24 protein-coding genes are annotated in these 24596 nt (G+C 70.6%); 17 read left to right on the forward strand and 7 right to left on the reverse strand.

Annotated features, from left to right (window positions below):
* Positions 1–147: 147 nt before the first annotated feature.
* The 5 genes from ACFWE2_RS06550 to ACFWE2_RS06570 all read left to right on the forward strand — a co-directional run bounded on the left by ACFWE2_RS06550 (position 148) and on the right by ACFWE2_RS06570 (position 7209).
* Entirely contained in the window at positions 148–591 is a 444-nt protein-coding gene (locus tag ACFWE2_RS06550; RefSeq protein WP_377223404.1) for a cold-shock protein, read from the forward strand.
* A 236-nt stretch (positions 592–827) separates the two neighbouring features.
* Positions 828–2642, forward strand: coding sequence for an ABC transporter family substrate-binding protein (locus ACFWE2_RS06555; RefSeq protein ID WP_377223405.1), 1815 nt, complete (start codon positions 828–830; stop codon positions 2640–2642).
* A gap of 194 nt (positions 2643–2836) precedes the next feature.
* Positions 2837–4357, forward strand: a complete 1521-nt coding sequence (locus ACFWE2_RS06560; RefSeq protein ID WP_377223406.1) for an ABC transporter permease — start codon at positions 2837–2839, stop codon at positions 4355–4357.
* A gap of 27 nt (positions 4358–4384) precedes the next feature.
* On the forward strand, positions 4385–5383 hold the full coding sequence (locus ACFWE2_RS06565) for an ABC transporter permease (protein WP_377223407.1): 999 nt from the start codon (positions 4385–4387) through the stop codon (positions 5381–5383).
* 2 nt (positions 5384–5385) lie between these two features.
* Positions 5386–7209, forward strand: coding sequence for an ABC transporter ATP-binding protein (locus ACFWE2_RS06570; RefSeq protein ID WP_377223408.1), 1824 nt, complete (start codon positions 5386–5388; stop codon positions 7207–7209).
* A gap of 89 nt (positions 7210–7298) precedes the next feature.
* Here ACFWE2_RS06570 and ACFWE2_RS06575 read toward each other — a convergent pair whose 3' ends face one another.
* A complete protein-coding gene (locus ACFWE2_RS06575) occupies positions 7299–8267 on the reverse strand; it encodes a hypothetical protein (protein WP_377223409.1) in 969 nt (322 codons plus the stop codon).
* A gap of 25 nt (positions 8268–8292) precedes the next feature.
* Complete coding sequence (gene dapD, locus ACFWE2_RS06580) at positions 8293–9240, reverse strand: 2,3,4,5-tetrahydropyridine-2,6-dicarboxylate N-succinyltransferase (RefSeq protein ID WP_377223410.1); 948 nt, start codon at positions 9238–9240, stop codon at positions 8293–8295.
* A gap of 42 nt (positions 9241–9282) precedes the next feature.
* On the opposite strand from dapD, the gene dapE reads away from it, so the two are divergent.
* The 4 genes from dapE (at position 9283) to ACFWE2_RS06600 (ending at position 12571) form a co-directional block, all read left to right on the forward strand.
* Positions 9283–10410, forward strand: coding sequence for a succinyl-diaminopimelate desuccinylase (dapE, locus tag ACFWE2_RS06585; protein WP_377223411.1), 1128 nt, complete (start codon positions 9283–9285; stop codon positions 10408–10410).
* Between the two features lie 9 nt (positions 10411–10419).
* Positions 10420–11274: a TIGR00730 family Rossman fold protein gene (locus ACFWE2_RS06590; protein ID WP_377223412.1), complete on the forward strand. Its 855-nt coding sequence runs from the start codon at positions 10420–10422 to the stop codon at positions 11272–11274.
* Positions 11275–12228, forward strand: coding sequence for a dihydropteroate synthase (gene folP / locus ACFWE2_RS06595; protein ID WP_377223413.1), 954 nt, complete (start codon positions 11275–11277; stop codon positions 12226–12228).
* A 166-nt stretch (positions 12229–12394) separates the two neighbouring features.
* Entirely contained in the window at positions 12395–12571 is a 177-nt protein-coding gene (locus ACFWE2_RS06600) for a DUF3117 domain-containing protein (RefSeq protein WP_377223414.1), read from the forward strand.
* Positions 12572–12615: 44 nt separating this feature from the next.
* Here ACFWE2_RS06600 and ACFWE2_RS06605 read toward each other — a convergent pair whose 3' ends face one another.
* Positions 12616–13188: an O-methyltransferase gene (locus tag ACFWE2_RS06605; protein ID WP_377223415.1), complete on the reverse strand. Its 573-nt coding sequence runs from the start codon at positions 13186–13188 to the stop codon at positions 12616–12618.
* A gap of 176 nt (positions 13189–13364) precedes the next feature.
* Here ACFWE2_RS06605 and sigE point away from each other — a divergent pair, with 176 nt between their 5' ends.
* From sigE to ACFWE2_RS06640, 7 genes are all read left to right on the forward strand, one after another.
* Entirely contained in the window at positions 13365–13967 is a 603-nt protein-coding gene (sigE, locus tag ACFWE2_RS06610; protein ID WP_377223416.1) for an RNA polymerase sigma factor SigE, read from the forward strand.
* Entirely contained in the window at positions 13964–14914 is a 951-nt protein-coding gene (locus ACFWE2_RS06615; protein WP_377223417.1) for an anti-sigma factor family protein, read from the forward strand. The genes sigE and ACFWE2_RS06615 overlap by 4 nt, the downstream gene beginning before the upstream one ends.
* Positions 14911–16269, forward strand: a complete 1359-nt coding sequence (locus ACFWE2_RS06620; protein WP_377223418.1) for a S1C family serine protease — start codon at positions 14911–14913, stop codon at positions 16267–16269. Before ACFWE2_RS06615 ends, ACFWE2_RS06620 begins: the two co-directional genes overlap by 4 nt.
* A gap of 55 nt (positions 16270–16324) precedes the next feature.
* Complete coding sequence (locus tag ACFWE2_RS06625) at positions 16325–16711, forward strand: twin-arginine translocase TatA/TatE family subunit (RefSeq protein WP_377223419.1); 387 nt, start codon at positions 16325–16327, stop codon at positions 16709–16711.
* Between the two features lie 40 nt (positions 16712–16751).
* Positions 16752–17825, forward strand: coding sequence for a tryptophan--tRNA ligase (trpS, locus tag ACFWE2_RS06630; protein WP_377223420.1), 1074 nt, complete (start codon positions 16752–16754; stop codon positions 17823–17825).
* Positions 17822–18358: a 2'-5' RNA ligase family protein gene (locus ACFWE2_RS06635; protein WP_357505708.1), complete on the forward strand. Its 537-nt coding sequence runs from the start codon at positions 17822–17824 to the stop codon at positions 18356–18358. Before trpS ends, ACFWE2_RS06635 begins: the two co-directional genes overlap by 4 nt.
* Positions 18359–18506: 148 nt before the next feature.
* Positions 18507–19415 (forward strand): YihY/virulence factor BrkB family protein, encoded by a 909-nt coding sequence (locus tag ACFWE2_RS06640; protein ID WP_377223421.1) that lies wholly within the window; start codon positions 18507–18509, stop codon positions 19413–19415.
* 85 nt (positions 19416–19500) lie between these two features.
* Here ACFWE2_RS06640 and ACFWE2_RS06645 read toward each other — a convergent pair whose 3' ends face one another.
* From ACFWE2_RS06645 to sdhC, 4 genes are all read right to left on the reverse strand, one after another.
* Positions 19501–20259, reverse strand: a complete 759-nt coding sequence (locus ACFWE2_RS06645; RefSeq protein WP_377223422.1) for a succinate dehydrogenase iron-sulfur subunit — start codon at positions 20257–20259, stop codon at positions 19501–19503.
* Positions 20259–22091, reverse strand: a complete 1833-nt coding sequence (gene sdhA, locus ACFWE2_RS06650) for a succinate dehydrogenase flavoprotein subunit (RefSeq protein WP_377223423.1) — start codon at positions 22089–22091, stop codon at positions 20259–20261. Before sdhA ends, ACFWE2_RS06645 begins: the two co-directional genes overlap by 1 nt.
* 80 nt (positions 22092–22171) lie before the next feature.
* Positions 22172–22636, reverse strand: coding sequence for a succinate dehydrogenase hydrophobic membrane anchor subunit (locus ACFWE2_RS06655; RefSeq protein WP_377223424.1), 465 nt, complete (start codon positions 22634–22636; stop codon positions 22172–22174).
* Entirely contained in the window at positions 22636–23019 is a 384-nt protein-coding gene (gene sdhC / locus ACFWE2_RS06660) for a succinate dehydrogenase, cytochrome b556 subunit (protein WP_377223425.1), read from the reverse strand. The genes ACFWE2_RS06655 and sdhC overlap by 1 nt, the downstream gene beginning before the upstream one ends.
* A 272-nt stretch (positions 23020–23291) precedes the next feature.
* Between sdhC and ACFWE2_RS06665 the strand changes: the two genes are divergently transcribed.
* Positions 23292–24425 (forward strand): mannose-1-phosphate guanylyltransferase, encoded by a 1134-nt coding sequence (locus ACFWE2_RS06665; RefSeq protein ID WP_377223426.1) that lies wholly within the window; start codon positions 23292–23294, stop codon positions 24423–24425.
* Positions 24426–24596: the final 171 nt, after the last annotated feature.

A 24596-nucleotide genomic window follows, 5' to 3' on the forward strand; every position in this document is an offset into this window, starting at 1 on the left:
CGTCGTCGCGGGGGAGTGCGGGGCTCACCGCCCGATTCGCCCGCTCGCGCCGGAACCTGACCGACACGGCACGCGTTGGACAGCCCGAGTTGGACAAGCGTCCTAGACTCGGACGTGCAGGGATTCTTACGAGGCGGAGTGTGTGTCGTGGTTCAAGGCAAGGTCATCAGGTTCGACGAGGTTCGCGGCTACGGGTTCGTTGCGCCGGACACGGGCGGCGACGACGTGTTCATCCACGTCAACGATCTCGAGTTCGACAAGCGCCACCTCGCGGTCGGCGCAGTGGTGGAGTTCGCGGTGGAGGACGGTGACCGGGGCCTGAAGGCCTCGACCGTCACCCTGGTCGCGCCCGCCCCGGCGCTCGCGACGTCCGCCGTCCCGGCGGTCGCGCACGCCGCGCCCGTCCCGGCGTTCCTCCCGCCGCTGCCCGACGTCGCCTCCCGGGCCGACGGCGAGGCGCCGTCCGAGCGAGAGCTCGCCGTGGAGGTCACCGAAGTTCTCCTCGCGGGGGTGCCGACCCTCACTGCCGAGCAGGTCCTCGCCACCCGGGGTGCCTTCGTCGCGGTCGCGCGCTCGCACGGCTGGATCTGATTCCGCTTCGGGGTGTTACCGCCCTGTTTCCGTCTCTGATGCGCGGAGACGGTACCGCTACGGGGCGATATCAGGTCGGTAACGATCAAGTCCGGTGAACGGTGAAGTAGGGCAAACCCTCCCATCGCGTGAGTAGCGTGAGCGGAAACCATGACGGTGACGGACGTCTCACCCCGGCGCGCGCTGCGGCGCGCCGCCAGGAGGTCCTTTCGCCGGCATCCCCTTGAGGAGGAACATTGAAGATCAGGCGACTGAGCGCCGCTGTGGCGGTGACCGCCACGAGCGCGTTGCTGTTCTCCGCGTGCACCAGCCCGGCGGGCAGCAACGACCCGGCGGAGGGGGAGAGCACTGCGACCTCGGCTGCGGCCGAAGGCACGTGCAAGGCCGACCTCGGCGAGGTCACCACCGCTGACGGCGAGATCAAGGTGTCGAACGAGGACGAGTTCCTCGGCTACAACTCGAACACCCCTGAGACCTACTCGACGTACAACAATGCGGTCACCGAGCGACTGTTCAGTGGCTTCTGGTACTGGGGGACCGACGGCTCGGTCTGCACCGACGAGTCCTACGGCACCTACGAGGCGCTGTCCGAGGACCCGCTGCAGGTCGAGTACACCCTCAACGACGAAGCGGCATGGTCGGACGGTACGCCGGTCACCTACGCGGACTACCTGCTTGACTGGGCGACCCAGGCGATCACGGAGGACGGCAAGGTCACCGACGACGCTTCCGAGACTCCGCTGTTCAACCACATCTCGGGTCTTACCCTGGGTGACTACGTGCCGGAGGGCCCGCAGGCGGAGGCGGCCGACGCCAAGGTGTTCACGTACGACTACGAGCGTGTCAACGCCGACTGGCGGATCCTGGTCAACTCGCCGTTCCCGGCGCACATCGTCGCCGAGCAGGCCGGTGTCTCCACCGAGGAGCTCGTGACGGCCATCCAGGACCTCGACCTGGACGTCCTGAAGAAGGCCGCGGAGTTCTGGAACAAGGGCTGGCTGTCGCAGCCCGGAGAGGTCCCGGACCCGGCCCTCACGCCTGTCACCGGTCCGTACAACTTCAAGGCCGACGGCTGGGAGGCCGGCCAGTACATCACCCTCGAGGCGAACGACAAGTACTGGGGCACGCCCCCCGCGACCAAGGAGCTGACGTTCCGCGTCGTCGGCGCCGACGCTCAGCTCCAGGCGCTGGCCAACGGCGACCTCGACGCGATCAACCCGAACGGCCCGACCGTCGACACGGTCACGCAGCTCGAGCAGCTCGGTGACGCTGTCACGGTGCAGACCGGTCAGACCCTGACGTGGGAGCACCTCGACTTCAACTTCGGCTCCGGCATCTTCTCCGACAGCCTGGAGGCCCGCGAGGCGTTCGCGCACTGCGTGCCCCGGCAGAAGATCGTGGACGACCTGATCAAGCCGATCGACCCCGAGGCCGTCGTCATGAACGCCCGCGAGGTCTTCCCCTTCCAGCCCGAGTACGAGGACACCGTTGCCGGGTCCTACGACGGCCGGTACGACGAGGTCGACCTGGACGCCGCCAAGGAGAAGTTCGAGGCCGCCGGCCTCGAGGAGGGTACGAAGGTCCGGATCGGCTACGCCGCGCCGAACCCGCGCCGTGCCGCCGAGGTCGAGGCCATCAAGTCCTCGTGCGACCAGGTGGGCTTCGACGTGGTGGACAACGCCGCGGAGGACTTCTTCGACAAGGACCTGCCGAACGGTGACTACGAGGTCGCGCTCTTCGCGTGGCAGGGCTCCGGCCAGATCACCTCGGGCGAGAACATCTACTCGTCCACCGGTCAGCAGAACTACGGCAAGTACTCCGACGAGACCGTCGACGAGGCGTGGAAGACGCTCTCCTCGACGACGGACGAGGCGGTGCACGCCGAGCAGCGGGTGATCATCGAGAAGCAACTCTGGGACACCCTGTACGGTATCCCGCTGTTCGCCCACCCGGGCCTCGTCGCCAGCAGCTCCAGCGTGGAGAACGTGCGCGCCACCGCCGCCCAGGGCGGCATCGTGTGGAACGCCGAGCAGTGGTCCCGCGCCTCCTGACGCGAGCCTGACGCAAGACCTGCGGGGAAGGGAGCGTCTGTTCCCTTCCCCGCAGGGCTGTCTGCCACCATTCAGGATTATTTCCACCCCTGACCTGGGGCAATGACGGCAGTTTTCATCCGGTGTCCTATAGTGACACGCTGATCGCTTTCCCCAGCAGACGCCGTGCTGCGTCCGCCTCGAAGGGCCAACCCGTGCTCAAGTTCATCCTCCGACGCATCGGCGTCTCGGCGCTCGTCCTGCTCGGCGCCTCAATGCTCATGTTCTTCCTGACCATCAACTCGGGCGACCCGCTCAAGGACCTGCGCGAGTCGAACGCGCCGAACAAGCAGCAGCTCATCGAACAGCGGGAGGCCCTGCTCCGGCTCGACGACTCGCCGTGGGAGCGCTACTGGGACTGGCTCAGGGGCGTCGGGGGCTGCTTCACCGGGAACTGTGACCTCGGCGTCACCATCAACGGCGTCGACGTCGTGACCCTGACGCAGCAGGCGGCGTCCTCGACGCTGCGGCTCGTCACCCTGGCCACGCTGCTCGCCATAGTCGTCGGTGTAGCGCTCGGTATCCTCACCGCGATCCGCCAGTACTCCGGCTTCGACTACACGGTGACGTTCAGCGCGTTCCTCTTCTTCTCGCTGCCGGTGTTCTGGGCCGCCACCCTGCTCAAGGAGTACGCGGCCATCCAGTACAACAACTGGATAGTCGTGGGTCAGTACGCGCCGTGGACCATAGTGATCGCCGCGATCGTGGCGGCGTTCCTGCTCCAGGCGGTGCTCGGTGGGACCAGGAAGCGCCGGCTGGTCACCGCGGCGACGGTGTTCGCATTCGTCACCGTCCTGCTCTTCGTGTTCAACGCGCTCGACTGGTGGCGCAACCCGATGTTCGGGATCGGTGGTGTGCTGCTGGTCTCGGCAGCCGCGGGTGTGCTCGTCACGGCGCTGGTCGCCGGGCTCCGCAACCGGCGGGCGCTCTACGCGGCGCTCACGACCGCCGTCGTCGGCGTGATCGCCTACTGGTTCACGGCACCGCTGCTGATCGGCAACCCGAGCTGGCCGCTGATCGCCGGCCTGTTCGTGGTCACCCTCGTGGTCTCCGCCGTGATCGGCGCCGCCTGGGGCGGTTACGCCCGCAAGCAGGCGATGCTGGTCACCGGCATCACGGGCACCATCACCAGCATCATGGTCGTGGCGGACATCCTCATCGCGCACTGGGCCAGCTTCCTGAGCATCAAGTCGCGTCCGATCTCGACCATCGGGTCGCAGACACCGAACTTCACCGGCGAGTTCTGGGAGCAGACGCTCGACGTGGGCACGCAGATCCTCCTGCCGACCATCCTGCTCACCCTGGTCTCCGTGGCCACGCACTCCCGCTACACGCGGTCCTCGATGCTGGAGACCCTGAACCAGGACTACGTGCGCACCGCGCGGTCGAAGGGCCTCTCCGAGCGCGAGGTCATCGTCAAGCACGCCTTCCGCAACGCGCTGATCCCGATCACGACGATCGTGGCGTTCGACTTCGCCGCCCTCATCGGGGGCGCGGTCATCACGGAGCAGGTGTTCGGCTGGAAGGGCATGGGTGCGTTGTTCCAGGACGGCCTGAACGCGGTGGACCCTGCCCCGGTCATGGCCTTCTTCCTCGTCACGGGTATCGCGGCCGTGCTGATGAACCTGGTGGCAGACATCGCGTACGCGGCCCTCGACCCCCGAATCCGGCGCTGAGCGCGGGCGACGGCAGGAGACACAGACATGAGTGACATCAGGAACAGCACGCCCGGCGGCGAGGACTACGAGCCCCAGATCTCGGCCACCGGCACCGACGCGATCGGCCTCGCGGCCGGCGGCTCGGCCGCCCCGCTGCCCGGCGAGGACAAGTCCTACAGCCAGGGCCAGCTCGTGGCGCGCCGGTTCTTCCGGCACAAGGCCGCGCTCACCTCGATGATCGTGCTCGGCATCGTCATCGTCGTGTCGTTCACCTCCATCGGCATCGGGCCCATCCCGGGCTGGTGGCCCAAGGACTACACGCTCCAGTACGACAAGATCGGCGACGGCGCCCCCACGTGGGCGTACCCGTTCGGCCAGGACACGGGCGGCAAGGACTACTTCGCCCTGGTCATGCGCGGCACGCAGTTCTCGCTGATCATCGCGTTCGCCGTCGGCATCGTCTCGACGGTCGTCGGCACGCTGATCGGCGCGCTGGCCGGCTTCTACCGCGGCTGGCTCGAGTCGGTGCTGATGCGGATGACCGACGTCTTCATCGTCATCCCGCTGCTCGCCGTCGCGGCCGTGCTCGGCAAGACGGCCGGCGGGTCCGGCATCCTTGGCCTCGCCCTCGTGCTCGGCCTGGTCACCTGGACCGGTCTGGCCCGCCTGGTGCGCGGCGAGGTGCTCTCCCTGCGGGAACGTGACTTCGTGTTCGCCGCGCGGGCCGTCGGCACGAACTCGTGGCGCATCATCACGCGGCACGTGCTGCCCAACGCCGTCGGCGTCATCATCGTGTCCGCGACGCTCTCGATCTCCAGCGCGATCCTGCTGGAGACGTCGCTGAGCTTCCTCGGGTTCGGCGTGCAGCCGCCCGACACGTCTCTCGGCACCCTCATCAACGAGTACGACTCCGCCTTCGCGACCCGGCCCTGGCTGTTCTGGTGGCCCGGCCTGATGATCCTGACCATCGCCCTGTGCGTGAACTTCATCGGCGACGGCCTGCGTGACGCGTTCGACCCCCGCCAGAACCGGACCAAGGACTGAGCATGACCACTCTCGACATCAGCTCTCCCGGTCCCGTCGCGGCGGCCGGCGACGCCGTCCTCTCCTTCGAGGGCCTGGGCGTCACGTTCAAGACGGAGTTCGGCGACGTACACGCGGTCAAGGGGATCGACCTCGAGGTGCGCCCCGGCGAGGTCGTGGCGCTCGTGGGCGAGTCCGGCTCGGGCAAGTCCGTCACCTCCATGACGGCGCTGGGTCTGCTGCCCCGCAACGCACGGGTCACCGGAACCATCCGCGTGGGCGACAAGGTGGTGGGCGGCCTCGACGGCCGGGGTCTGCGCAACATGCGCGGCAACGACGTGGCCATGGTCTTCCAGGAGCCCATGACCGCGCTCAACCCCGTGCTCACCATCGGCGACCAGCTCACCGAGGGCCTCCAGCTGCACGGCATCGCCTTCGGCAAGCAGGCCACGGCGCGTGCCGCGGAGCTGCTCGCCATGGTCGGCATCCCCGAGCCGGAGCGCCGGCTGAAGCAGTACCCGCACGAGCTCTCCGGCGGTCAGCGTCAGCGCGTGGTCATCGCCATGGCCATCGCGTGCGACCCCAAGGTGATCATCGCCGACGAGCCCACCACGGCCCTCGACGTGACCGTCCAGGCCGACATCCTCGACCTGCTCCGCTCGCTCAAGGACAAGCTGGACACCGGCATCCTGCTGATCACCCACAACATGGGTGTCGTGGCGGACATGGCCGACCGCGTCGCCGTCATGCTCAAGGGTGACCTCGTGGAGACGGGCACCGCCGACCAGGTGCTCAACCACCCGCGCCACGAGTACACGAAGCGCCTGCTGGCCGCCGTGCCCCACCTGGGGTCCGGACCGGGCCAGTTCGGTGACGTCGCCCCTGTGGTCGCGGCTCCGGAGGACCTGCCGGCGCTCGACCTGGGCAACCTGGTCATCGAGTACCGCCGGCTGGGCAAGCCAACGTTCCGGGCGGTCGACGACGTGTCGCTGTCCGTGGCGCAGGGCGAGATCGTGGGGCTGGTGGGCGAGTCGGGCTCCGGCAAGTCCACCATCGCCAAGTGCGCGCTCGGGCTGATCCCCGCCGCGTCCGGTTCGGTCTCGATCCTCGGCAGCGACTTCACGCGGACGCGGGGCAAGGACCTCAAGGCCCTGCGCCGGCGCATCGGTGTCGTGTTCCAGGACCCGGCGTCGTCCCTGAACCCGCGCCTGCCGATCGGCGACGTGATCGCGGAGCCGCTGGTCGTGCACAAGGAGGGTGACGACAAGTCGCGGCGGCGCCGCGTGCTGGAGCTGCTCGACGCCGTCGAGCTGCCCCGCAGCGTCTACAACCGCTACCCGCACGAGCTCTCCGGCGGCCAGCGCCAGCGCGTGAGCATCGCCCGCGCGCTCACGCTCGACCCCGAGCTGCTGGTCGCGGACGAGCCGACGTCGGCCCTCGACGTCTCCGTGCAGGCCAACGTGCTGAAGATGTTCACGGCACTGCAGGAGCGCTACAAGTTCGCCTGCCTCTTCGTGAGCCACGACCTCGCCGTGATCGACCTGCTCGCCCACCGTGTCGTGGTCCTGCAGAACGGCCGGATCGTGGAGCAGGGCCCGCGCGAGGAGGTGCTGCACCACCCCCGCGAGGAGTACACGCAGCGCCTGATCGCGGCGGCCCCCGTGCCGGAGCCGCTGGAGCAGCGCCGGCGCCGCGAGGCCAGGCACGCTCTGCTGGCCAAGCTCGGCGAGGACGTCGCGGAGCTGAAGGTGGACGACGACTACGAGCGTCCCGTGCCGAGGCAGGACGAGGGCGGGAACCCCTCGGGTTACGTCGGCTTCATCGGTGACGGCGGCAGCAGCAACTGACCCGTCAGGGCCTCATGCACGTGTCAGACCCGCAGTTCACTCCGGTGACCTGTGGGTCTGACACGTGAGGGAAGTTCTGACAGGTCGCTCTACTCGGCCGCGTCCACCGTGATGCGGACCTCGCCCGGAGCGAGCCGGGTCTCGGCACCCACCCAGGCGGCCTCCTCGCGGAGCCACACCCGGTCGGCCACGTGCACCTCGACGGCCCGCGTGGCATGGGCCGTAGCGACGGCCCACTGGCCGGTCGCCCAGCCGCCGCGCTGGGGGTCGTCCGGGGTGAGCGGCGTCGCGTCGACGGTCACCGTGGACGACGCCGGGTCCTGGCGGTTCGGGTCCGCGGCTCCGGTCGCGGGAGCGAGCCCCAGGTCACGGCCCAGGCGCCCCACGACCACGTCGCGGGCGGCGTCGGGCGCGATCTGCTCGCTGTCGGCGACGGGGCCCAGCTCGCACGACAGGGCCTCGGGGGAGTTGCCGGTGAGGGCCGACGCCCAGGCGCGCGACCGCGTCTCGTGCTGTGCGTACGCGTCCGGGTACGCCGAGCGCTGCACCTCCTGCGCGGCCTCCGTCACCGCCATGTCCTTGTACCCGTCGACCTCCACCAGCACGTCGTAGAACGCGTTGGTCGAGTACACGGGGTCCATGATCTCCTCGACGGTGCCCCACTGCTGCGAGGGGCGCTGCTGGAAGAGGCCGATCGAGTCGCGGTCGCCGTAGTCGATGTTGATGAGCTTCGACTCCTGGAGCGCGGTGGCCAGCCCGATCGTCGCCGCCCGCGCGGGCAGGCCACGGGCGACGGACGTGCCGGCGACGAGCGCGGCGTTGTCCGCCTGGTCGGGCGAGAGGTACCAGTCCGAGCCGTTCAGCCGGGCGGAGCACCGTTCGGTGACCGGACCGGCGCCGGTCAGGCTGTTCAGCCCCACGACGACGCCGACCGTCGCGACGGCGCACACCGACCCGACGGCCAGCACGTACTTGAGGGCGCGTCTCAGCGGCCGGTGCGACCGCGGACCGTGTACGGGCGGCGGGGCCGGCGGACCGGCCTCGGCCAGGAGTGCCATGCGTGCTCCCTGTTGTCCGTGCTGGTCAGTTGGCGTGCAGCGCCTCGTTGAGCTCGATCCCGACACCGGTCCGGTCGAGCACCTCGACGGCGCCGTTCGTGGAGTTCCGCCGGAACAGGAGGTTGCTGCGGCCTGCGAGGTCACGCGCCTTGACCGCGGCGGTGCCGTCACCGGTCGGGTCGACGGCCGCGCCCAGCACGGTGACCTTGCTCCCGGCGGTGAGGTACAGGCCCGCCTCGACCACGCAGTCGTCGCCGAGCGGGATACCGAGGCCCGCGTTGGCGCCGAGGAGGCACCGCTCGCCGAGCGAGACGACCTCCTTGCCCCCGCCGGACAGGGTGCCCATGATCGAGGCCCCACCGCCGACGTCGGACCCGTCCCCGACGGTGACACCGGCCGAGATACGGCCCTCGACCATCGACGAGCCGAGGGTGCCGGCGTTGTAGTTCACGAAGCCCTCGTGCATCACGGTGGTGCCGGGGGCGAGGTGCGCGCCCAGGCGGACCCGGTCGGCGTCGGCGATGCGTACGCCCGACGGGACCAGGTAGTCGACCATGCGCGGGAACTTGTCGACGCCGAACACCGTGACGTGGCCGCGGCCACGCAGCCGCAGCCGGGTCTCCTCGAAGCCCTCGACGGCGCACGGGCCGGCGCTGGTCCAGACGACGTTCGTCAGCACGCCGAAGATCCCGTCCAGGTTGAGCCCGTGCGGGCGCACGAGGCGGGCCGAGAGCAGGTGGAGCCGCAGGTAGGCGTCGGAGGCGTCCTTGGGCGGGTCCGCGAGGTCGATCTGCGTGGTCACGACCTCGAGCCGCACGCGACGTGTCTCGTCCGTGCCGGCGAGCCCCGTGAGGGCCTCGGGCGCGGTGGCGCCGGCGGGTGCCTCGCCGAGGGCGGGCTCCGGGTACCAGGTGTCGAGGGTGGTGCCGTCGTCGGCGATCGTGGCAAGGCCGAAGCCCCATGCGGTCGTCATGGCTCCAGCCTAACGGCCGCGACCAGCACATAGTGTTGCCCTGTGGACACCGCGATCGACCCTGCCCTGCTCGACCCGACCGGTGAGGAGTCCGACCTCGTCGCCCTCACCAGGGCCATCTGCGACATCCCGTCCGTCAGCGGGGACGAGAAGGCCCTCGCGGACGCGATAGAGGTCCTGCTGCGCGGCTGCGCGCACCTCGAGGTGCTGCGTGACGGCGATGCCCTGGTCGCCCGGACGAACCTGGGCCGGGACCGGCGCGTCGTCGTGGCCGGGCACATCGACACCGTGCCGATCGCGGACAACCTGCCCACGCGCCTCGTGGGTGCGGGGGACGACGCCGTGCTCTGGGGCCGGGGGACCGTCGACATGCTGGGCGGGGTGGCCGTTGCGCTCGCGCTGGCCGTCGAGCTGGGGGCGCCGGGCAGCGCCCCCGCGCACGACCTGACCTGGATCTTCTACGACCACGAGGAGGTCGACTCGGCGCTGAACGGCCTGGGCCGCCTCGCGCGCAACCACCCGGAGCTGCTGGACGGCGATTTCGCGATCCTGGGCGAACCCTCGAACGCCGGGATCGAGGGCGGCTGCAACGGCACGATGCGCGTCGAGCTGCGCACCCGTGGTGTCGCGGCGCACTCGGCGCGCGCCTGGACCGGTGCGAACGCGATCCACGCGGTGGCCCCGGCACTCGCCCGGCTCGCCGCCTACGAGCCGCGTGAGGTGGAGGTCGACGGCCTCGTCTACCGCGAGGGCCTCAACGCGGTGCGGATCGAGGGCGGCATCGCGGGCAACGTGATCCCCGACGCGTGCGTGGTCGAGGTGAACTACCGCTTCGCGCCGTCGCGTTCCGTCGAGGAGGCGGAGGCCCACCTGCGGGAGGTGTTCGAGGGCTTCGACGTGGTCGTGACCGACGCGGCCGGCGGCGCCCGGCCGGGCCTCGACGACCCGCTGGCCGCCGAGTTCGTGCGGTCGGTGCTCGCCACGACCGGCGGTGTGCCGGCGCCGAAGTACGGATGGACCGACGTCGCCAGGTTCTCCGAGCTGGGCGTGCCGGCGGTCAACTTCGGCCCCGGCGACCCCCTGCTCGCACACAAGGACGACGAGCACCTTCCGGTGGCGCAGCTCGCTCAGTGCCGCGACGCGCTGCGAGCCTGGCTGCTCGGCGGATAGTTTGGGCGCATGAGCGACGACGGCATTCCACAGTCCGGCCGCGGTTACCGCCGCGGCCCGGTACTGCTCCGCGGGAACCAGATCCCGCAGACCACCACCGACCAGCGGCTCCTGGCCTCCGACCAGGGCAGCGACTGGCTGCACGGTGACCCGTGGCGCGTGATGCGCATCCAGAGCGAGTTCGTCGAGGGCTTCGGCGCGCTCGCGGAGCTCGGCCCCGCGGTGTCGGTGTTCGGCTCGGCGCGCACCAAGCCGGGGCACGAGGACTACCTCGCCGGGGAGACCGTCGGCAGGCTGCTCGTGGAGGCTGGGTACGCCGTCATCACGGGTGGTGGACCCGGTGTGATGGAGGCCGCGAACAAGGGCGCCGCCGAGGCGGGTGGCACCTCCGTCGGTCTCGGTATCGAGCTGCCCTTCGAACAGGGCGTCAACGAGTTCGTGAATCTCGGCATCAACTTCCGGTACTTCTTCGCGCGAAAGACGATGTTCCTGAAGTACGCACAGGGATTCATCGTGATGCCAGGGGGATTCGGCACCTTCGACGAGCTGTTCGAGGCGGTCACCCTTGTTCAGACGCACAAGGTGACGCAGTTCCCGCTCGTCCTGGTCGGCAAGGAGTACTGGGGCGGGCTACTGGAATGGATCCGGTCCACGGCGCTGACGCACGGCACCATCAGCGAGGCCGACCTCGACATCATGTACCTCACGGACGACCCCGCCGAGGCGGTGGACCACGTCGTCGAGCGGGTGCACCAGATCGAGGCGGAGCAGGCCGCGCTGCAGGCGGCCGCGGTCGCGGAACGCGCCACCGAGGAGGCAGCGCTCGAAGGCCCCGGCCTGCCGAGCACCGTTGGCGGCGCATAGGTGGACGGTCCGGACGCCCTCGCCGAGCCGGTTCCGCGCGGGTCCGCGCCGCTCGTGCTGCGCGGACGCGAGGTGGGGCGCGACGGGCGCGCCGTGCGTCCCGTCGTGATGGCGGTGCTGAACCGCACCACCGACTCGTTCTACGCCCCGGCCCGGCTGCCCGACGACGCCGCCGCGCTGGCCGCGGCCGAGCGTGCGTACGAGGACGGCGCGGAGCTGCTCGACGTCGGTGGTGTCCGGGCCGGCCACGGGCCGCCGGTCGACGAGGCAGAGGAGATCCGCCGCGTCGTCCCGTTCGTTGCCGCGGTCCGGCGCGCCGTGCCCGACCTGCTGGTCTCCGTCGACACCTGGCGCGCCGGCGTGGCCCGCGCGGCGATCGACGTCGGCGCTGACCTGATCAACGACACCTGGGCCGGGCACGATCCGGCCCTGGTCGAGGTGGCGGGGGCCGCCGGTGTCGGCGTCGTCTGCTCCCACACGGGCGGGGCCACCCCGCGCACGGACCCGTACCGCGTGGAGTACCACCCGCCGGCCGGCGTGGACGCCGACGGGCGGGACGGCCTGCTGGCCGACGTCGTGTCCACCCTCCGGGCCGCCGCGGAGCGCGCGGTGGCGTGCGGGGTCCCGCGCGAGTCGGTGCTCGTCGACCCGACCCACGACTTCGGCAAGAACACCTGGCACTCCCTGCACCTCCTGCGCCGCACCGGCGTGCTGGCGGGGCTCGGGTTCCCGCTGCTGATGGCGCTCTCCCGCAAGGACTTCGTGGGGGAGACGCTCGACCTCCCGCCCGAGGAACGTCTGGAGGGGACCCTGGGCGCCACGGCGGTCGCTGCGTGGCTCGGTGCCCGTGTCTTCCGCGCCCACGACGTGGTCGCCACACGACGGGTTCTCGACCTCGTCGCCGCGGTCCGGGACGAGGCGCCACCGGCCGTCGCGCTGCGCGGACTCGCGTGAACCGACCCTGATCGGACCCCGGTCCGACCCCGGTCCGACGCGGGCCGACGAATTGGCGGGTGGAAAGTAAGGGGCGCCAATTGAACTAGAATGGCTCTGTGCCCTCGGCGTTCGCCGGGAACATGAATGCTGCTACACACCGGACAACGGAATGGGAGAGCCACACATGGCTGCGATGAAGCCGCGAACGGGTGACGGACCGCTCGAGGTCACCAAGGAGGGGCGCGGCATCGTCATGCGTGTGCCGCTCGAGGGCGGCGGTCGGCTCGTCGTCGAGCTCAACGCGACCGAGGCAAGCGAGCTCGGCGACGCTCTCCAGACCGTCGTCACGCCCACCGCCTGATCATTCGCCTGGCCGTCCGCCGTGGAAACCGGCCTCCCGGCGGGTCAGCGACGGACGGCCAGCAGCAAGCCGTCTCCGCTCGGCAGCATGGCAGGCAGCACCCGCTCGTCGTTGCGCAGGGTCCGGCCCACCTCGCGCACCACTGTGGTGAGCTCGTCGCGACGGGCAGGATCCGCCACCCGGTCCCGCAGCAGCGCACCGTCGATCGCGAGCACCCCGCCCGGGCGGAGCAGCCGCAGGGCCTCGTCGACGTACTCGGGGTAGGCGAGCGGGTCGCTCGCCACGAGCACGAGGTCGTAGGCGCCGTCCGCCAGACGGGGCAGCACGTCGCCGGGCCGGCCGGGGATGATCCGCGTGCGCTGGGGCGCGACGCCGTCCTCCGCGAACGCCATCCGCGCAGCCCGCTGGTGCTCCACCTCACGGTCGATGGTCGTGAGCTGGCCGTCGTGCGGCATACCCCTGAGCAGCCAGAGCGCCGCCACACCGGCACCGGTACCCACCTCCACCACAGCGTGCGCCTTCGTCGCGGCGGCGAGCACCCGGAGCACCGCGCCGACACCGGGGAGCACGGCCGGGCAGCCCAGCTCGGAGGCGCGTTCGCGGGCGCGCAGGAGCACCTCGTCCTCGGGGACGAAGGTCTCGCTGTAGACCCATGCCGCGACCTTGCCGTGGCCTGAGGGCTCCGCTGTGCTGATGGCTTCCTCCGCTGGAGTCGGACAGTTGTGTACATCACGTGCGGCGTCAGGGTACAGCCCGTGGGAACGCCTGGGCTTTGACGTACGTTGAGAGGACGATGACTTCTGTGAGCACTCGCCCAGCGGACCTGAGCGCGTCGGTACCCTCCGGGGCCGGCGCCGTCGACATGCCATGGCAGCCGCCTACCTGGGAAGAGATAGTTCGCGAGCACTCCGCACGCGTCTATCGGCTCGCGTACCGGCTGACCGGCAACAAGCAGGACGCCGAGGACCTGACGCAGGAGACCTTCATCCGGGTGTTCCGCTCGCTGTCCAGCTACACGCCGGGCACGTTCGAGGGCTGGCTGCACCGCATCACCACCAACCTGTTCCTCGACGGCGCGCGTCGCAAGAAGCGCATCCGCATGGAGGCGATGGGGGACGACGACGGTCATGTCGCCGACACGGGTGACTTCGGCCGCCCCGAGCGCGGGTACGAGCACGCCAACCTCGACCAGGACGTGCAGAGAGCGCTCGACGCCCTGCGCCCCGAGTACCGCGCCGCCGTCGTGCTGTGCGACATCGAGGGCCTGAGCTACGAGGAGATCGCGGTGACGCTCGGCGTCAAGCTCGGGACGGTGCGGTCGCGGATCCACCGGGCACGCGCCCAGCTCCGTGACGCCCTCGAGCACCTTGCGCCCACGCGCGGGGGCCTGCGATGAGCCACCTCGGTGACCTGATCAGCGCGCTGGCGGACGGACAGCTCTCACCCGCCGAGACCGAGCGGGCCCTGTCCCACGTGACGATGTGCCGCCTGTGCGCCCGTGAGCTGGACTCGGCTCGTGCGGCCCGGCGCGCACTCTCCACGGCTGCCGACGTGGTGCCGGACCCCGCGCTCACGGCGCGCCTGATGGCGCTCCAGGCGAGCATCCCGCCCGCCGACGACGACCCGCTGCGCCGGCCCTTCCTCGGCCCGGACCCGCTGTCCGTGCCGATGTGGCAGACGTCGGCCTTCGACGTCGGCACCGGGTTCGACGGCCGGGTCGACCGTCCGGCACGGCGCCGTCGTGCCGCTCGGATCACCGCGCTCGGGGTGGGCGGCGTCGGCGTCCTCGGGCTTGCCCTGTTCACGCTCGGCGACGTCCCCGTCGTCTCCCCGCAGCTCTCCGCACAGACCAGCATGACCATGCTCGGCCGCACGGGCCCGGACACGACGGCGGCGGGCCAGGACGTGCTCGCAACGCTCGACGTCGCACCCGACCGGCTCACGCCGGCCGCGCTCGACTGGGCGGCGGACAACGGCTGGGTGGCGCCCACCGAGCTGCCCGACGGATACACCGTCTCCGCGATGCGGCTGGTGGGCGACCAGGGGCAGACGCTCGAGATCGATCTCGTCGGGCCGTCCGGCCACGCCGTGGTCCGCGAACGCCCGGGCCAGCTCGCCCAGGACGGCGCCGTCGGCACCGGGGGAGTCCAGGTGCTCGCGTCGGAACCGGCCCACGTGGCATGGCAGTCGGACGACATGGTGGTCGACGTCGTGGCGGACGCGCCGGACGAGGTGTTGACCCAGCTCGTGGCGTCCTTCGGTGAGCATGGCTACGATGCCGGGGTCCTGCCCCGCATCGCCCGCGGGTGGCACACCGTGACAGGAGTCATCGAGAGCCCATGACCGACGAGAACCCGTTCGCGCCGCCCACGCCGCGTGCAGCAGTACCTCCCGCGAACGAGTCGAAGACTCCGGCCGCGGATCCCGCACCCGTGCCCGCGCCGCCCAGCGCGCCCGACCAGGTGACCGAGCAGCTTCCGGTCCCGCCGCCGCCGGCCCGGCAGGAGACCCCGCACCAGGCGTCCCACGGGACCGGTCCGCACCCGACGACGCAGGACACGACACACTCCATGACGCAGGGCAGCAGGTCCCGGCGCGGCAGGCTCGGCGCGCGCGCCGTGTCCGCCGTCGTGGCGCTGGGTCTGCTCGCGGGTGCAGGCGGCGGCGCGGCGGCCTACGCGCTGCTGGAGTCGCAGGAGTCCGCGCGGCCCGCGGACGCCGCGCTCCCGAAGTCCGCGCCAGGTGCCACCCAGGTACAGCGCCCCGAGGGTTCGGTGGCCGCCATCGCCGCTGCGGCGCTGCCGAGCGTGGTCTCGATCGAGGTCCGCGCCCAGCAGGGTGTCGCGACGGGGTCGGGCATGATCCTCAAGGCGGACGGCTACATCCTCACCAACAACCACGTGGTCGCCGAGGCGGCATCCGGCGCGGACGTCACGGTGACGTTCTCGGACGGCCACGAGCAGCCCGCCGAGCTCGTCGGCGCGACCGCCGACTACGACCTCGCGGTGATCCGCGTCAAGGAGAAGGGGCTCGAGCCGCTCGTCCTCGGCGACTCGGACTCCGTGGTGGTCGGCGACTCGGTGCTCGCCGTCGGCTCCCCGCTGGGCCTCGAGGCCACCGTCACGACCGGGATCGTCAGCGCGCTGCACCGTCCCGTGAAGGCGGGCGAGGCCGCGGAGGCCGCGTTCATCGACGCCATCCAGACGGACGCCGCCATCAACCCGGGCAACTCCGGCGGGCCGCTCGTGAACTCCGCGGGCGAGGTCATCGGCATCAACTCGGCGATCGCGCAGGGACCGGGCACGACGGGGGCCACCGGCAACATCGGCCTCGGTTTCGCCATCCCGTCCAACCAGGCGCGGCACACCGCCGAACAGCTCATCGAGACGGGGACCGCTACGTTCCCGATCATCGGCGTGCTGCTCGACCCCGCCTATCAGGGGGAGGGCGTGCAGGTCGCCCAGGAGCCGCAGCAGGGCACGCCGGCCGTGACGCCCGACGGTCCCGCCGACCAGGCGGGCCTGAAGCCCGGCGACGTGATCCTCTCGATCGACGGCCGGCCGGTGTCGGTGGCCGACGAGCTCATCGTCGCCATCCGGGCCAAGGCGCCGGGAGACCCGGTCACGCTCCTGGTGCGTTCCGACGGCGACGAGCGCGAGGTCCGCGTGGTCCTCGAAGAGCGGTCGAGCGGTCAGTGAACCGGGTTCATCTGGCGTTCTCCGGCCGGTCCCGCGACGCGAGTAGGCTCTGAGCGTGTTCGGCATCAATGGCTGGGAGCTCGTGATCATTCTGGTGGTCGCGATGCTCGTGATCGGCCCGGAACGGCTGCCCGTCTACGCGGAGCAGCTCGGCTCGCTCGTGCGGCGCGGCCGGGATCTGCTCCAGACCGCGAAGGCGCGGGTGGACGACGAGCTCGGGCCGGAGTTCAACGACGTCGACTGGTCCAAGCTGGACCCGCGCCAGTACGACCCGCGCAAGATCGTCCGGGACGCGCTGCTCGACGACACCCCGTACACCGGGCGGGGGGGCGCCGGCTCGCTGGCCGCGGAGCGCGCGGCGGACCGGTACGGCACGCCCTCGGCCTCGGCCGGGGCGGTCGCGGAACCCGGGAAGGCGCCGTACGACGACGAAGCGACCTGACGATTCGGTGAGCGCGCAGGGACCTGCCAGAATGTTCGCCATGTCGTCCGAAACCACTAGCCCGGCGGGCGCTGGCACCGCTGCCCACCGCACCGCCCGGAAGCGCATCTTCTCCGGGATGCAGCCCACCGACGGGTCGCTCCACCTGGGCAACTACATCGGCGCGTTGTCCCAGTGGGTCGCGCTGCAGGACTCCTACGACGCGCTCTACTGCGTGGTGGACCTGCACGCCCTCACGGTGAGCCCCGACCCGGCGTTGCTGCGCGAGCGCACCCGGCGGACCGCGGCGCAGTACCTGGCCGGGGGCGTCGACCCCGAGCGCTCCATCCTGTTCGTGCAGTCCCACGTCGCCGCGCACGCCGAGCTGGCGTGGCTCCTGAGCTGCCAGACCGGGTTCGGCGAGGCCGGGCGGATGACGCAGTTCAAGGACAAGTCGGCGAAGCAGGGCAGCGAGGGCACCACCGTCGGGCTCTTCACCTACCCGGTGCTGATGGCGGCCGACATCATGCTGTACGACGCCGCCCTGGTCCCCGTGGGCGAGGACCAGCGCCAGCACCTGGAGCTCACCCGGGACCTCGCGACGCGGCTGAACACCCGGTTCGGCGAGGGCACCGCCGTCGTGCCGGACGCGCACATCGTCAAGGCCGTCGCGAAGATCCAGGACCTGCAGGACCCGAGCGCCAAGATGAGCAAGTCCAGCACCGGCGGCAAGGGCGTCGTCTGGCTGCTGGAGGACCCGAAGAAGGCCGTCAAGGCCATCAAGTCGGCGGTGACCGACGCGGACGAGTCGTACGGCGTGCGGTTCGACCCGGCAGAGAAGCCGGGCATCTCGAACCTCCTGACGATCTTCTCCGCTGTGACGGACCGTGGCGTCGACGAGATCGCCAAGGAGTACGACGGCCGCGGCTACGGCTACCTCAAGGTGGACCTGGCCGACGCCGTCGTCGCCTTCCTCGAGCCGTTCCAGGCCCGGGCCGACACCTACCTCGCGGACCCGGCCGAGCTGGACCGGGTGCTGGCCGACGGCGCGGACCGGGCGCGGGCGATCGCGGGCCCGGTGCTGGACCGGATGTACGAACGGTTCGGGCTGCTCCCCGCACGAGGCATCCGGTGAATCTGCCCGAGCGGGGCCCCGGTCAGGTTCGCATCGGGATCGCCATCGAGATCCCGGAACCCTACGCCGCTGAGCTGAGCGCGGCGCGGGTCGCCGCCGAGGACCCGCTCGCCCACTTCATCCCCCCGCACATCACGCTCCTTGGACCCACCCTGCTCGACGTCGAGCAGCTCGACGAGGCGCGGGAGCACCTGGCGGCCGTGGCCGCCGCGGCGCCGCCGTTCACGGTGCAGCTCCGGGGCACTGCGACGTTCCGGCCGGTCTCGCCGGTCGTGTTCGTGGCCCTGGCGCAGGGGATCTCCGAGTGCGAACAGCTGGAGGCGAGCGTACGGACCGGGATCCTCGACGGTGAGCTCCGGTTCAACTACCACCCGCACGTGACCATCGCGCACGAGGTGCCCGACTCCTCGCTCGACAAGGCGTTCGAGGCGATGGCGGACTACTCCGCCGAGTTCGACGTCGACCGCTTCTACCAGTACGAGCACGGCGACGACGGCATCTGGCGCCCCCAGGCGGCCTTCCCCCTCGGCTGAGCCGGAGGTGCAGCGCAGGGTGTGGGCCGAGGAACGAGGCACGCGCCCGGAGCGGAACCGCAGGCTCAGCCGACACTCATAGAGCCTGAGCCGGTACAGATAGAGCCTGACCTGCCCGTGCGGTGCCGTTGCGCATAGGCTCGTCGCGATGAAGCGGCTGATCGAGCTCGGACAGGCGGCGTGGAAACGCTGGGAGGCGACCCGCGCCGGTCGCACGATGGCACAGTACGACCTCGCGAACGGTTCGGTGCTCTGTGGCGGCATGGCGTACGCCGCACTGTTCTCCCTGTTCGCCGCCCTGACCCTCGGCTACACGCTGTTCGTCCGGGTGCTCGGCGGCAACGCCGACCTGCGCGCAGCCGTCCTCACCCAGGTCGACACCTGGATACCGGGCCTGGTGGACACCGGCAGCGGGGGCGTCCTGACGCCGTCCGACCTGGTGCTCTCCACGGGCATCAGCTGGACGTCGGTCGTCGCGGTGGCGGTGCTGCTCTGGTCCGCCACGAACTTCATGGGCGCCCTGCGCACGTCGGTCCGCGCGACGTTCGGCGTGACGGAGAACGGCGGCAACCCGGTGACGGACCGGCTGCGGCAGCTCCTTGGCTTCGTGCTGCTCGGTGTCGGCGTACTGGTGACGGCGGCAGCGAGCGTGGCGGTGGCGGCCGCAGTCCCCTGGATCCTGGAGAGCCTAGGCCTGGAGGGCGCGGCGGTCTCGTTCGGCGTCCGAGCGGGCGGAGCCCTGGTCACCCTGGCGCTCGACGCCGCGGTGGTCGCCGCCGTCGTCCGTTACGTGGGCGGCATGCACGTTCCCCTGAGAGACCTGCTGACCGGCTCCCTGGCCGTCGGCCTGGTCGCAGGCGTCCTCCGCTACCTGGGCACCGAGGTCGTCACGACGGCGGCGGCCCGCAACGCCCTGCTGGCCTCGTTCGCGGTGGTCGTCACGGTCCTGGTCCTGGTCAACCTCCTGGCCAGAGTCCTCCTCCTGGCCACCTCCTGGATGTCCCAGTCCGAAGCCCTGATCGAGGCCGACACCTCAGCCAGGGCGAGCGACGGCTGAGGTGCGCCAACAGCAGAGCCGAGGGCGGGGACAGTGGTGGCCGGCCGCCACTGTCCCCGCCCTCGGCGGGAGCAAGCGAGAAACCTCAGAAAGCCCGAGTGATCATCGCCCGCTTGACCTCCTGGATGGCCTTCGTGACCTCGATGCCGCGGGGGCACGCCTCGGTGCAGTTGAAGGTCGTGCGGCAGCGCCACACGCCCTCCTTGTCGTTGAGGATCTCCAGGCGCTGCGACCCGCCCTCGTCACGGCTGTCGAAGATGAACCGGTGCGCGTTCACGATCGCCGCCGGCCCGAAGTACTGCCCGTCCGTCCAGAACACCGGGCAGGACGACGTGCACGCGGCGCACAGGATGCACTTGGTGGTGTCGTCGAACCGGGCGCGGTCCTCGGGGGACTGGTAGCGCTCCTTGGACGGCTCGTTCCCCTTGGTGATGAGGAACGGCATGATCTCGCGGTAGGAGGCGAAGAACGGCTCCATGTCGACGACGAGGTCCTTCACGACCGGCAGGCCCTTGATGGGCTCGACCAGGATCGGCTTGTCCGGGTTGACGTCCTTCAGCAGCGTCTTGCAGGCCAGCCGGTTGCGGCCGTTGATCCGCATCGCGTCGGACCCGCAGACCCCGTGCGCGCAGGAGCGGCGGAACGTGAGCGAGCCGTCCGTGTCCCACTTGATCTTGTGCAGGGCGTCGAGCACACGGTCGGTGCCGTGGGCCTCGACCGTGAAGTCCTCCCACGTCGGCTCGTCGGACACCTCGGGGTTGAACCGCCGGATCCGCATCGTGACCGTGAACGAGGGGATCTCGCCCGCGGGTGACGGTGCGGCGGCTTCGAGAGTTGCAGTCATCAGTACTTACGCTCCATCGGCTCGTACCGGGTCTGGATGACGGGCTTCGAGCCCAGGACGACCTTGTAGCCGTCGAACTCCTCGACGTGGTCGAAGTAGCCCTTGACGTGGCCCTCGGCCTTGTCCGACGCCTCGGGCGGACGGCGGTAGGCCATCGTGTGCAGCATGTAGTGCGCGTCGTCGCGGTTCGGGTAGTCCTCGCGGTAGTGACCGCCGCGCGACTCCTTGCGGTTGATCGCGGCGACCACGGTGACCTCGGCGATGTCGAGCAGGAAGCCGAGCTCGATGGCCTCGAGGAGGTCCGTGTTGAAGAGCTTGCCCTTGTCCTGCACCGAGGCGTTGCGGTACCGCTTCTGCAGCTCGCGGATGTCCGCCAGGGCCTGGTTCAGCGACTCGCCCGTACGGAACACCTGGGCGTTGAGGTCCATGGAGTCCTGGAGCGCCTTGCGGATGTCCGCGATGCGCTCGCCGTCGGGCCGGTTGCGCATCTCGTCGAGCTGCGCGACCACGCGGACCGCCGGGTCCTCGGGCAGCTCGTGGAACTCGGCCGTCTTCGCGTACGCGGCGGCCGCGCGGCCGGAGCGCTTGCCGAACACGTTGATGTCGAGCAGCGAGTTGGTGCCCAGCCGGTTGGAGCCGTGCACCGAGACGCAGGCGACCTCGCCGGCGGCGTAGAGGCCCTTGACGACGTTGACGCCGTCGCGCAGCACCTCGCCCTTGACGTTGGTCGGCACGCCGCCCATCGCGTAGTGCGCCGTCGGGTAGACCGGGACGGGCTCGGTATAGGGCTCGATGCCGAGGTAGGTGCGCGCGAACTCCGTGATGTCCGGGAGCTTGGCGTCGATGTGCGCCGGCTCCAGGTGCGTGAGGTCGAGCAGCACGTAGTCCTTGTTCGGCCCGGCGCCCCGGCCCTCGCGCACCTCGTTCGCCATGGACCGGGCGACGATGTCGCGCGGCGCGAGGTCCTTGATGGTGGGGGCGTAGCGCTCCATGAAGCGCTCACCCTCGGAGTTGCGCAGGATGCCGCCCTCGCCGCGGGCGGCCTCCGACAGGAGGATGCCCAGCCCCGCGAGGCCCGTGGGGTGGAACTGGAAGAACTCCATGTCCTCCAGCGGCAGGCCCCGGCGGTACGCCAGCGCCATGCCGTCACCGGTCAGGGTGTGCGCGTTCGAGGTGGTCTTGAAGATCTTTCCCGCGCCGCCGGTGGCGAAGATGATCGCCTTGGCCTGGAACACGTGGATCTCGCCGGTTGCGAGGTCGTACGCGACGACGCCGGTCGCGTTGACCTCCTCGCCGTCCGCGATCTCCTCGGTGGTGAGGTCGTGGTCGGTGATGAGGTCCAGCACGTAGAACTCGTTGAAGAACTCCACCTCCTGCTTGACGCAGTTCTGGTAGAGCGTCTGGAGGATCATGTGGCCGGTGCGGTCGGCGGCGTAGCACGCGCGGCGCACGGCGGACTGGCCGTGGTCACGGGTGTGCCCGCCGAAGCGGCGCTGGTCGATCTTGCCCTCGGGGGTGCGGTTGAACGGGAGGCCCATCCGCTCCAGGTCGAGGACCGACTCGATCGCCTCCTTGGCGAGGATCTCGGCGGCGTCCTGGTCGACGAGGTAGTCGCCGCCCTTGACGGTGTCGAACGTGTGCCATTCCCAGTTGTCGTCCTCGACGTTCGCGAGGGCCGCGGCCATGCCGCCCTGGGCGGCACCCGTGTGGGAGCGGGTGGGGTACAGCTTGGAGATCACCGCGGTGCGGGCCTCCTTCGACGACTCGAGGGCGGCGCGCATGCCTGCGCCGCCGGCGCCGACGATGACTACGTCGTACTGATGGGTCTGCATCGGGCTCGATGCCTCCTGCTGAAGAGTTTCGGAGGGTGGGGCTGGGGGGACTTGCCGGTGCTGCGCCGTGCTGGGCCGTGCTAGGCCGTGCAGAAGGAGGCCAGCAGCTCCGCGGGAGCGTTCGGCGGGCACGGGTCGAACGTGAAGATCACCAGGGTGCCGAGCACGACCACAACGGTGAACGCCAGGAGGAGCAGACCCTTGAGGATGCCGCGCGTCAGGTCCCGCGTGGCGTAGTCGTTGATGATCGTGCGCACGCCGTTGGTGCCGTGGATCATGGCGAGCCACAGCATGAGGAGATCCCAGATCTGCCACATCGGGTTGGCCCACTTGCCTGCCACGAAGCCGAAGTCGATCGCGTGGACGCCGTCGCCGACCATCAGGTTGACGAACAGGTGGCCGAAGATCAGCACGAGCAGCACGACGCCGGACGCGCGCATGAAGACCCAGGAGTACAGCTCGTAGTTGCCGCGCGTCGTCTTGCGCCGCACGTAGGGGGAGCGCGGGGAGTCGAGCTTCGCCACCGCTGCGGTTCCGTGTGCCATCAGTGACCCCCGGTGAAGACGTTGATGAGGTGCCGCGGCAGGAAGCCCGCCATCGTCACGACGAAGAGACCGACGACCACCCAGAGCATCGTCTTCTGGTACCTCGGGCCCTTGGCCCAGAAGTCCACCAGGAGGATGCGGATGCCGTTGAAGGCGTGGAAGACGATCGCGGCCACGAGTCCTGCCTCGCCCAGCCCCATGATCGGGGTCTGGTACGTGCTGATCGCGGCGTTGTACGCCTCGGGGGACACGCGCACCAGCGCAGTGTCGAGCACGTGCACGAGCAAGAAGAAGAAGATCAGCACGCCGGTCACGCGGTGCGCGACCCACGACCACATGCCTTCACGGCCGCGGTACAACGTGCCTGCTGGTGCGGTGGGCACTTCGGGAGCCTCCTATGGCTGTCCGGCTGGGGTGGGTGGCTGGTCCCCACTGTAATGACAACTGGTCGCCTCGATCGCCGCCCGGCAGCCCTCACAGGCATCAAGACACGGCATTTGTGACTGATCCCACAGGGGAGATGCCGCCGCTTCGGGCACCTGTCAGGTAGCCCGTGCGTTGGTGCCCGGAACCGCCCCTGAGATCAGCCAGGGTTCGCCCGGATTCTGGCGAGCTTTGGCTGCGGGAACGCTGTCCGGCTGACATCCTGCGGGGCATGACTTCGGCCGCCGCACCATCGTCCCCGATCGACGACTTCTTCGCAGTGGTACCGGCCGGTGGGTCGGGTACCCGGCTCTGGCCCCTCTCCCGGGGCGGGGAGCCCAAGTTCCTGCACGACCTGGTGGGCTCCGGCATGTCGCTGCTCCAGGCCACCGAGCACCGGCTGCGTCCTCTGGTCGGGCCGGACGGCCTGATCCTGGTCACCGGTGAGCAGCACGTGGCCGCCTGCCGCGTCCAGCTCCCGGGCCTGTCCGACTCCGCCGTGCTCGCCGAGCCGTCCCCCCGCGAGTCGATGGCGGCCATCGGGCTGGCGGCCGCCGTCCTGGAGAAGCGGCACGGTGACGTGGTCATCGGCTCGTTCGCCGCGGACCACGTGATCCACGGCACGCGCGCGTTCCAGCTCGCGATCCGGGAGGCGGTGGCCGCCGCGCGCGCCGGCTACGTGACGACCGTCGGGATCGCCGCCTCCCGGCCGTCGACGGCCTTCGGGTACGTGCGCTCCGGCGAGCCGCTCGGGATCGAGGACGCCCCGCACACGCTCCACGTGCGCGGCTTCACGGAGAAGCCCGACGCCGCCACGGCGCGCCGCTACCTCGCCTCGGGCGAGTACCGCTGGAACGCGGGCATGTTCGTCTCGCGCACCTCGGTGCTCCTCGGGCACCTCGCCGAGCAGCGTCCGGAGCTGCACGACTCCCTGCGCCTCGTCGCGGACGCGTGGGACACCCCGCGCCGCACCGCGGTGCTCGCGGACGTGTGGCCGGGCCTGGAGAAGATCGCGATCGACCATGCGGTGGCCGAGCCCGTGGCGGAGGCGGGCGGCGTCGCCGTCGTGCCGGGGACGTTCGGTTGGGACGACGTCGGGGACTACAACTCGCTCGCCGTCCTCCTCCCGTCCGACGACGACAGCGGCGCCAAGGTGCTCGGTGACCCGGCCGACGTGCTGCGCCTCGACAGCGCCGGCTCCGTGGTGGTCCCGGCGTCGGGCCGTCTGGTGACGGTGCTCGGGCTGGACGACGTGGTCGTCGTCGACACGCCCGACGCGCTGCTCGTGACCACCCGGGCGCGCGCCCAGCAGGTGAAAGAGGTGGTGGCGGCGGTGCGCGAGCGCGGTCGTGAGGATCTGCTCTGAGAGTTGCAGTGCCCGGACGGAGCTCGGCAAGGCTCAACCGGGTCTCGGGGGGGGGGGGGTTGTTTAGGCCCCGGCCCCCCCCAAAAACGCCCCCGTATGGGCCGGGGGGGGGGCGGGGGGGGTGCCCCGATGGGCCGAATCGCCGGGGGGAGGTGGGGGGGGGGGCCCCCG

Origin of the sequence: Promicromonospora sp. NPDC060271, from assembly GCF_042726755.1 — a bacterium.
GTDB lineage: Bacteria > Actinomycetota > Actinomycetes > Actinomycetales > Cellulomonadaceae > Promicromonospora.

Coding starts and splice junctions, on each gene's coding strand:
- ACFWE2_RS06640 (WP_377223421.1), top strand. CDS start 18,507: ATGAAGCGGCTGATCGAGCTCGGACAGGCGGCGTGGAAACGCTGGGAG.
- ACFWE2_RS06600 (WP_377223414.1), top strand. CDS start 12,395: ATGGCTGCGATGAAGCCGCGAACGGGTGACGGACCGCTCGAGGTCACC.
- ACFWE2_RS06565 (WP_377223407.1), top strand. CDS start 4,385: ATGAGTGACATCAGGAACAGCACGCCCGGCGGCGAGGACTACGAGCCC.
- trpS (WP_377223420.1), top strand. CDS start 16,752: ATGTCGTCCGAAACCACTAGCCCGGCGGGCGCTGGCACCGCTGCCCAC.
- dapD (WP_377223410.1), bottom strand. CDS start 9,240: ATGACGACCGCATGGGGCTTCGGCCTTGCCACGATCGCCGACGACGGC.
- ACFWE2_RS06655 (WP_377223424.1), bottom strand. CDS start 22,636: ATGGCACACGGAACCGCAGCGGTGGCGAAGCTCGACTCCCCGCGCTCC.
- ACFWE2_RS06570 (WP_377223408.1), top strand. CDS start 5,386: ATGACCACTCTCGACATCAGCTCTCCCGGTCCCGTCGCGGCGGCCGGC.
- ACFWE2_RS06615 (WP_377223417.1), top strand. CDS start 13,964: ATGAGCCACCTCGGTGACCTGATCAGCGCGCTGGCGGACGGACAGCTC.
- ACFWE2_RS06620 (WP_377223418.1), top strand. CDS start 14,911: ATGACCGACGAGAACCCGTTCGCGCCGCCCACGCCGCGTGCAGCAGTA.
- ACFWE2_RS06590 (WP_377223412.1), top strand. CDS start 10,420: ATGAGCGACGACGGCATTCCACAGTCCGGCCGCGGTTACCGCCGCGGC.
- ACFWE2_RS06645 (WP_377223422.1), bottom strand. CDS start 20,259: ATGACTGCAACTCTCGAAGCCGCCGCACCGTCACCCGCGGGCGAGATC.
- sigE (WP_377223416.1), top strand. CDS start 13,365: ATGACTTCTGTGAGCACTCGCCCAGCGGACCTGAGCGCGTCGGTACCC.
- ACFWE2_RS06665 (WP_377223426.1), top strand. CDS start 23,292: ATGACTTCGGCCGCCGCACCATCGTCCCCGATCGACGACTTCTTCGCA.
- ACFWE2_RS06575 (WP_377223409.1), bottom strand. CDS start 8,267: ATGGCACTCCTGGCCGAGGCCGGTCCGCCGGCCCCGCCGCCCGTACAC.
- sdhA (WP_377223423.1), bottom strand. CDS start 22,091: ATGCAGACCCATCAGTACGACGTAGTCATCGTCGGCGCCGGCGGCGCA.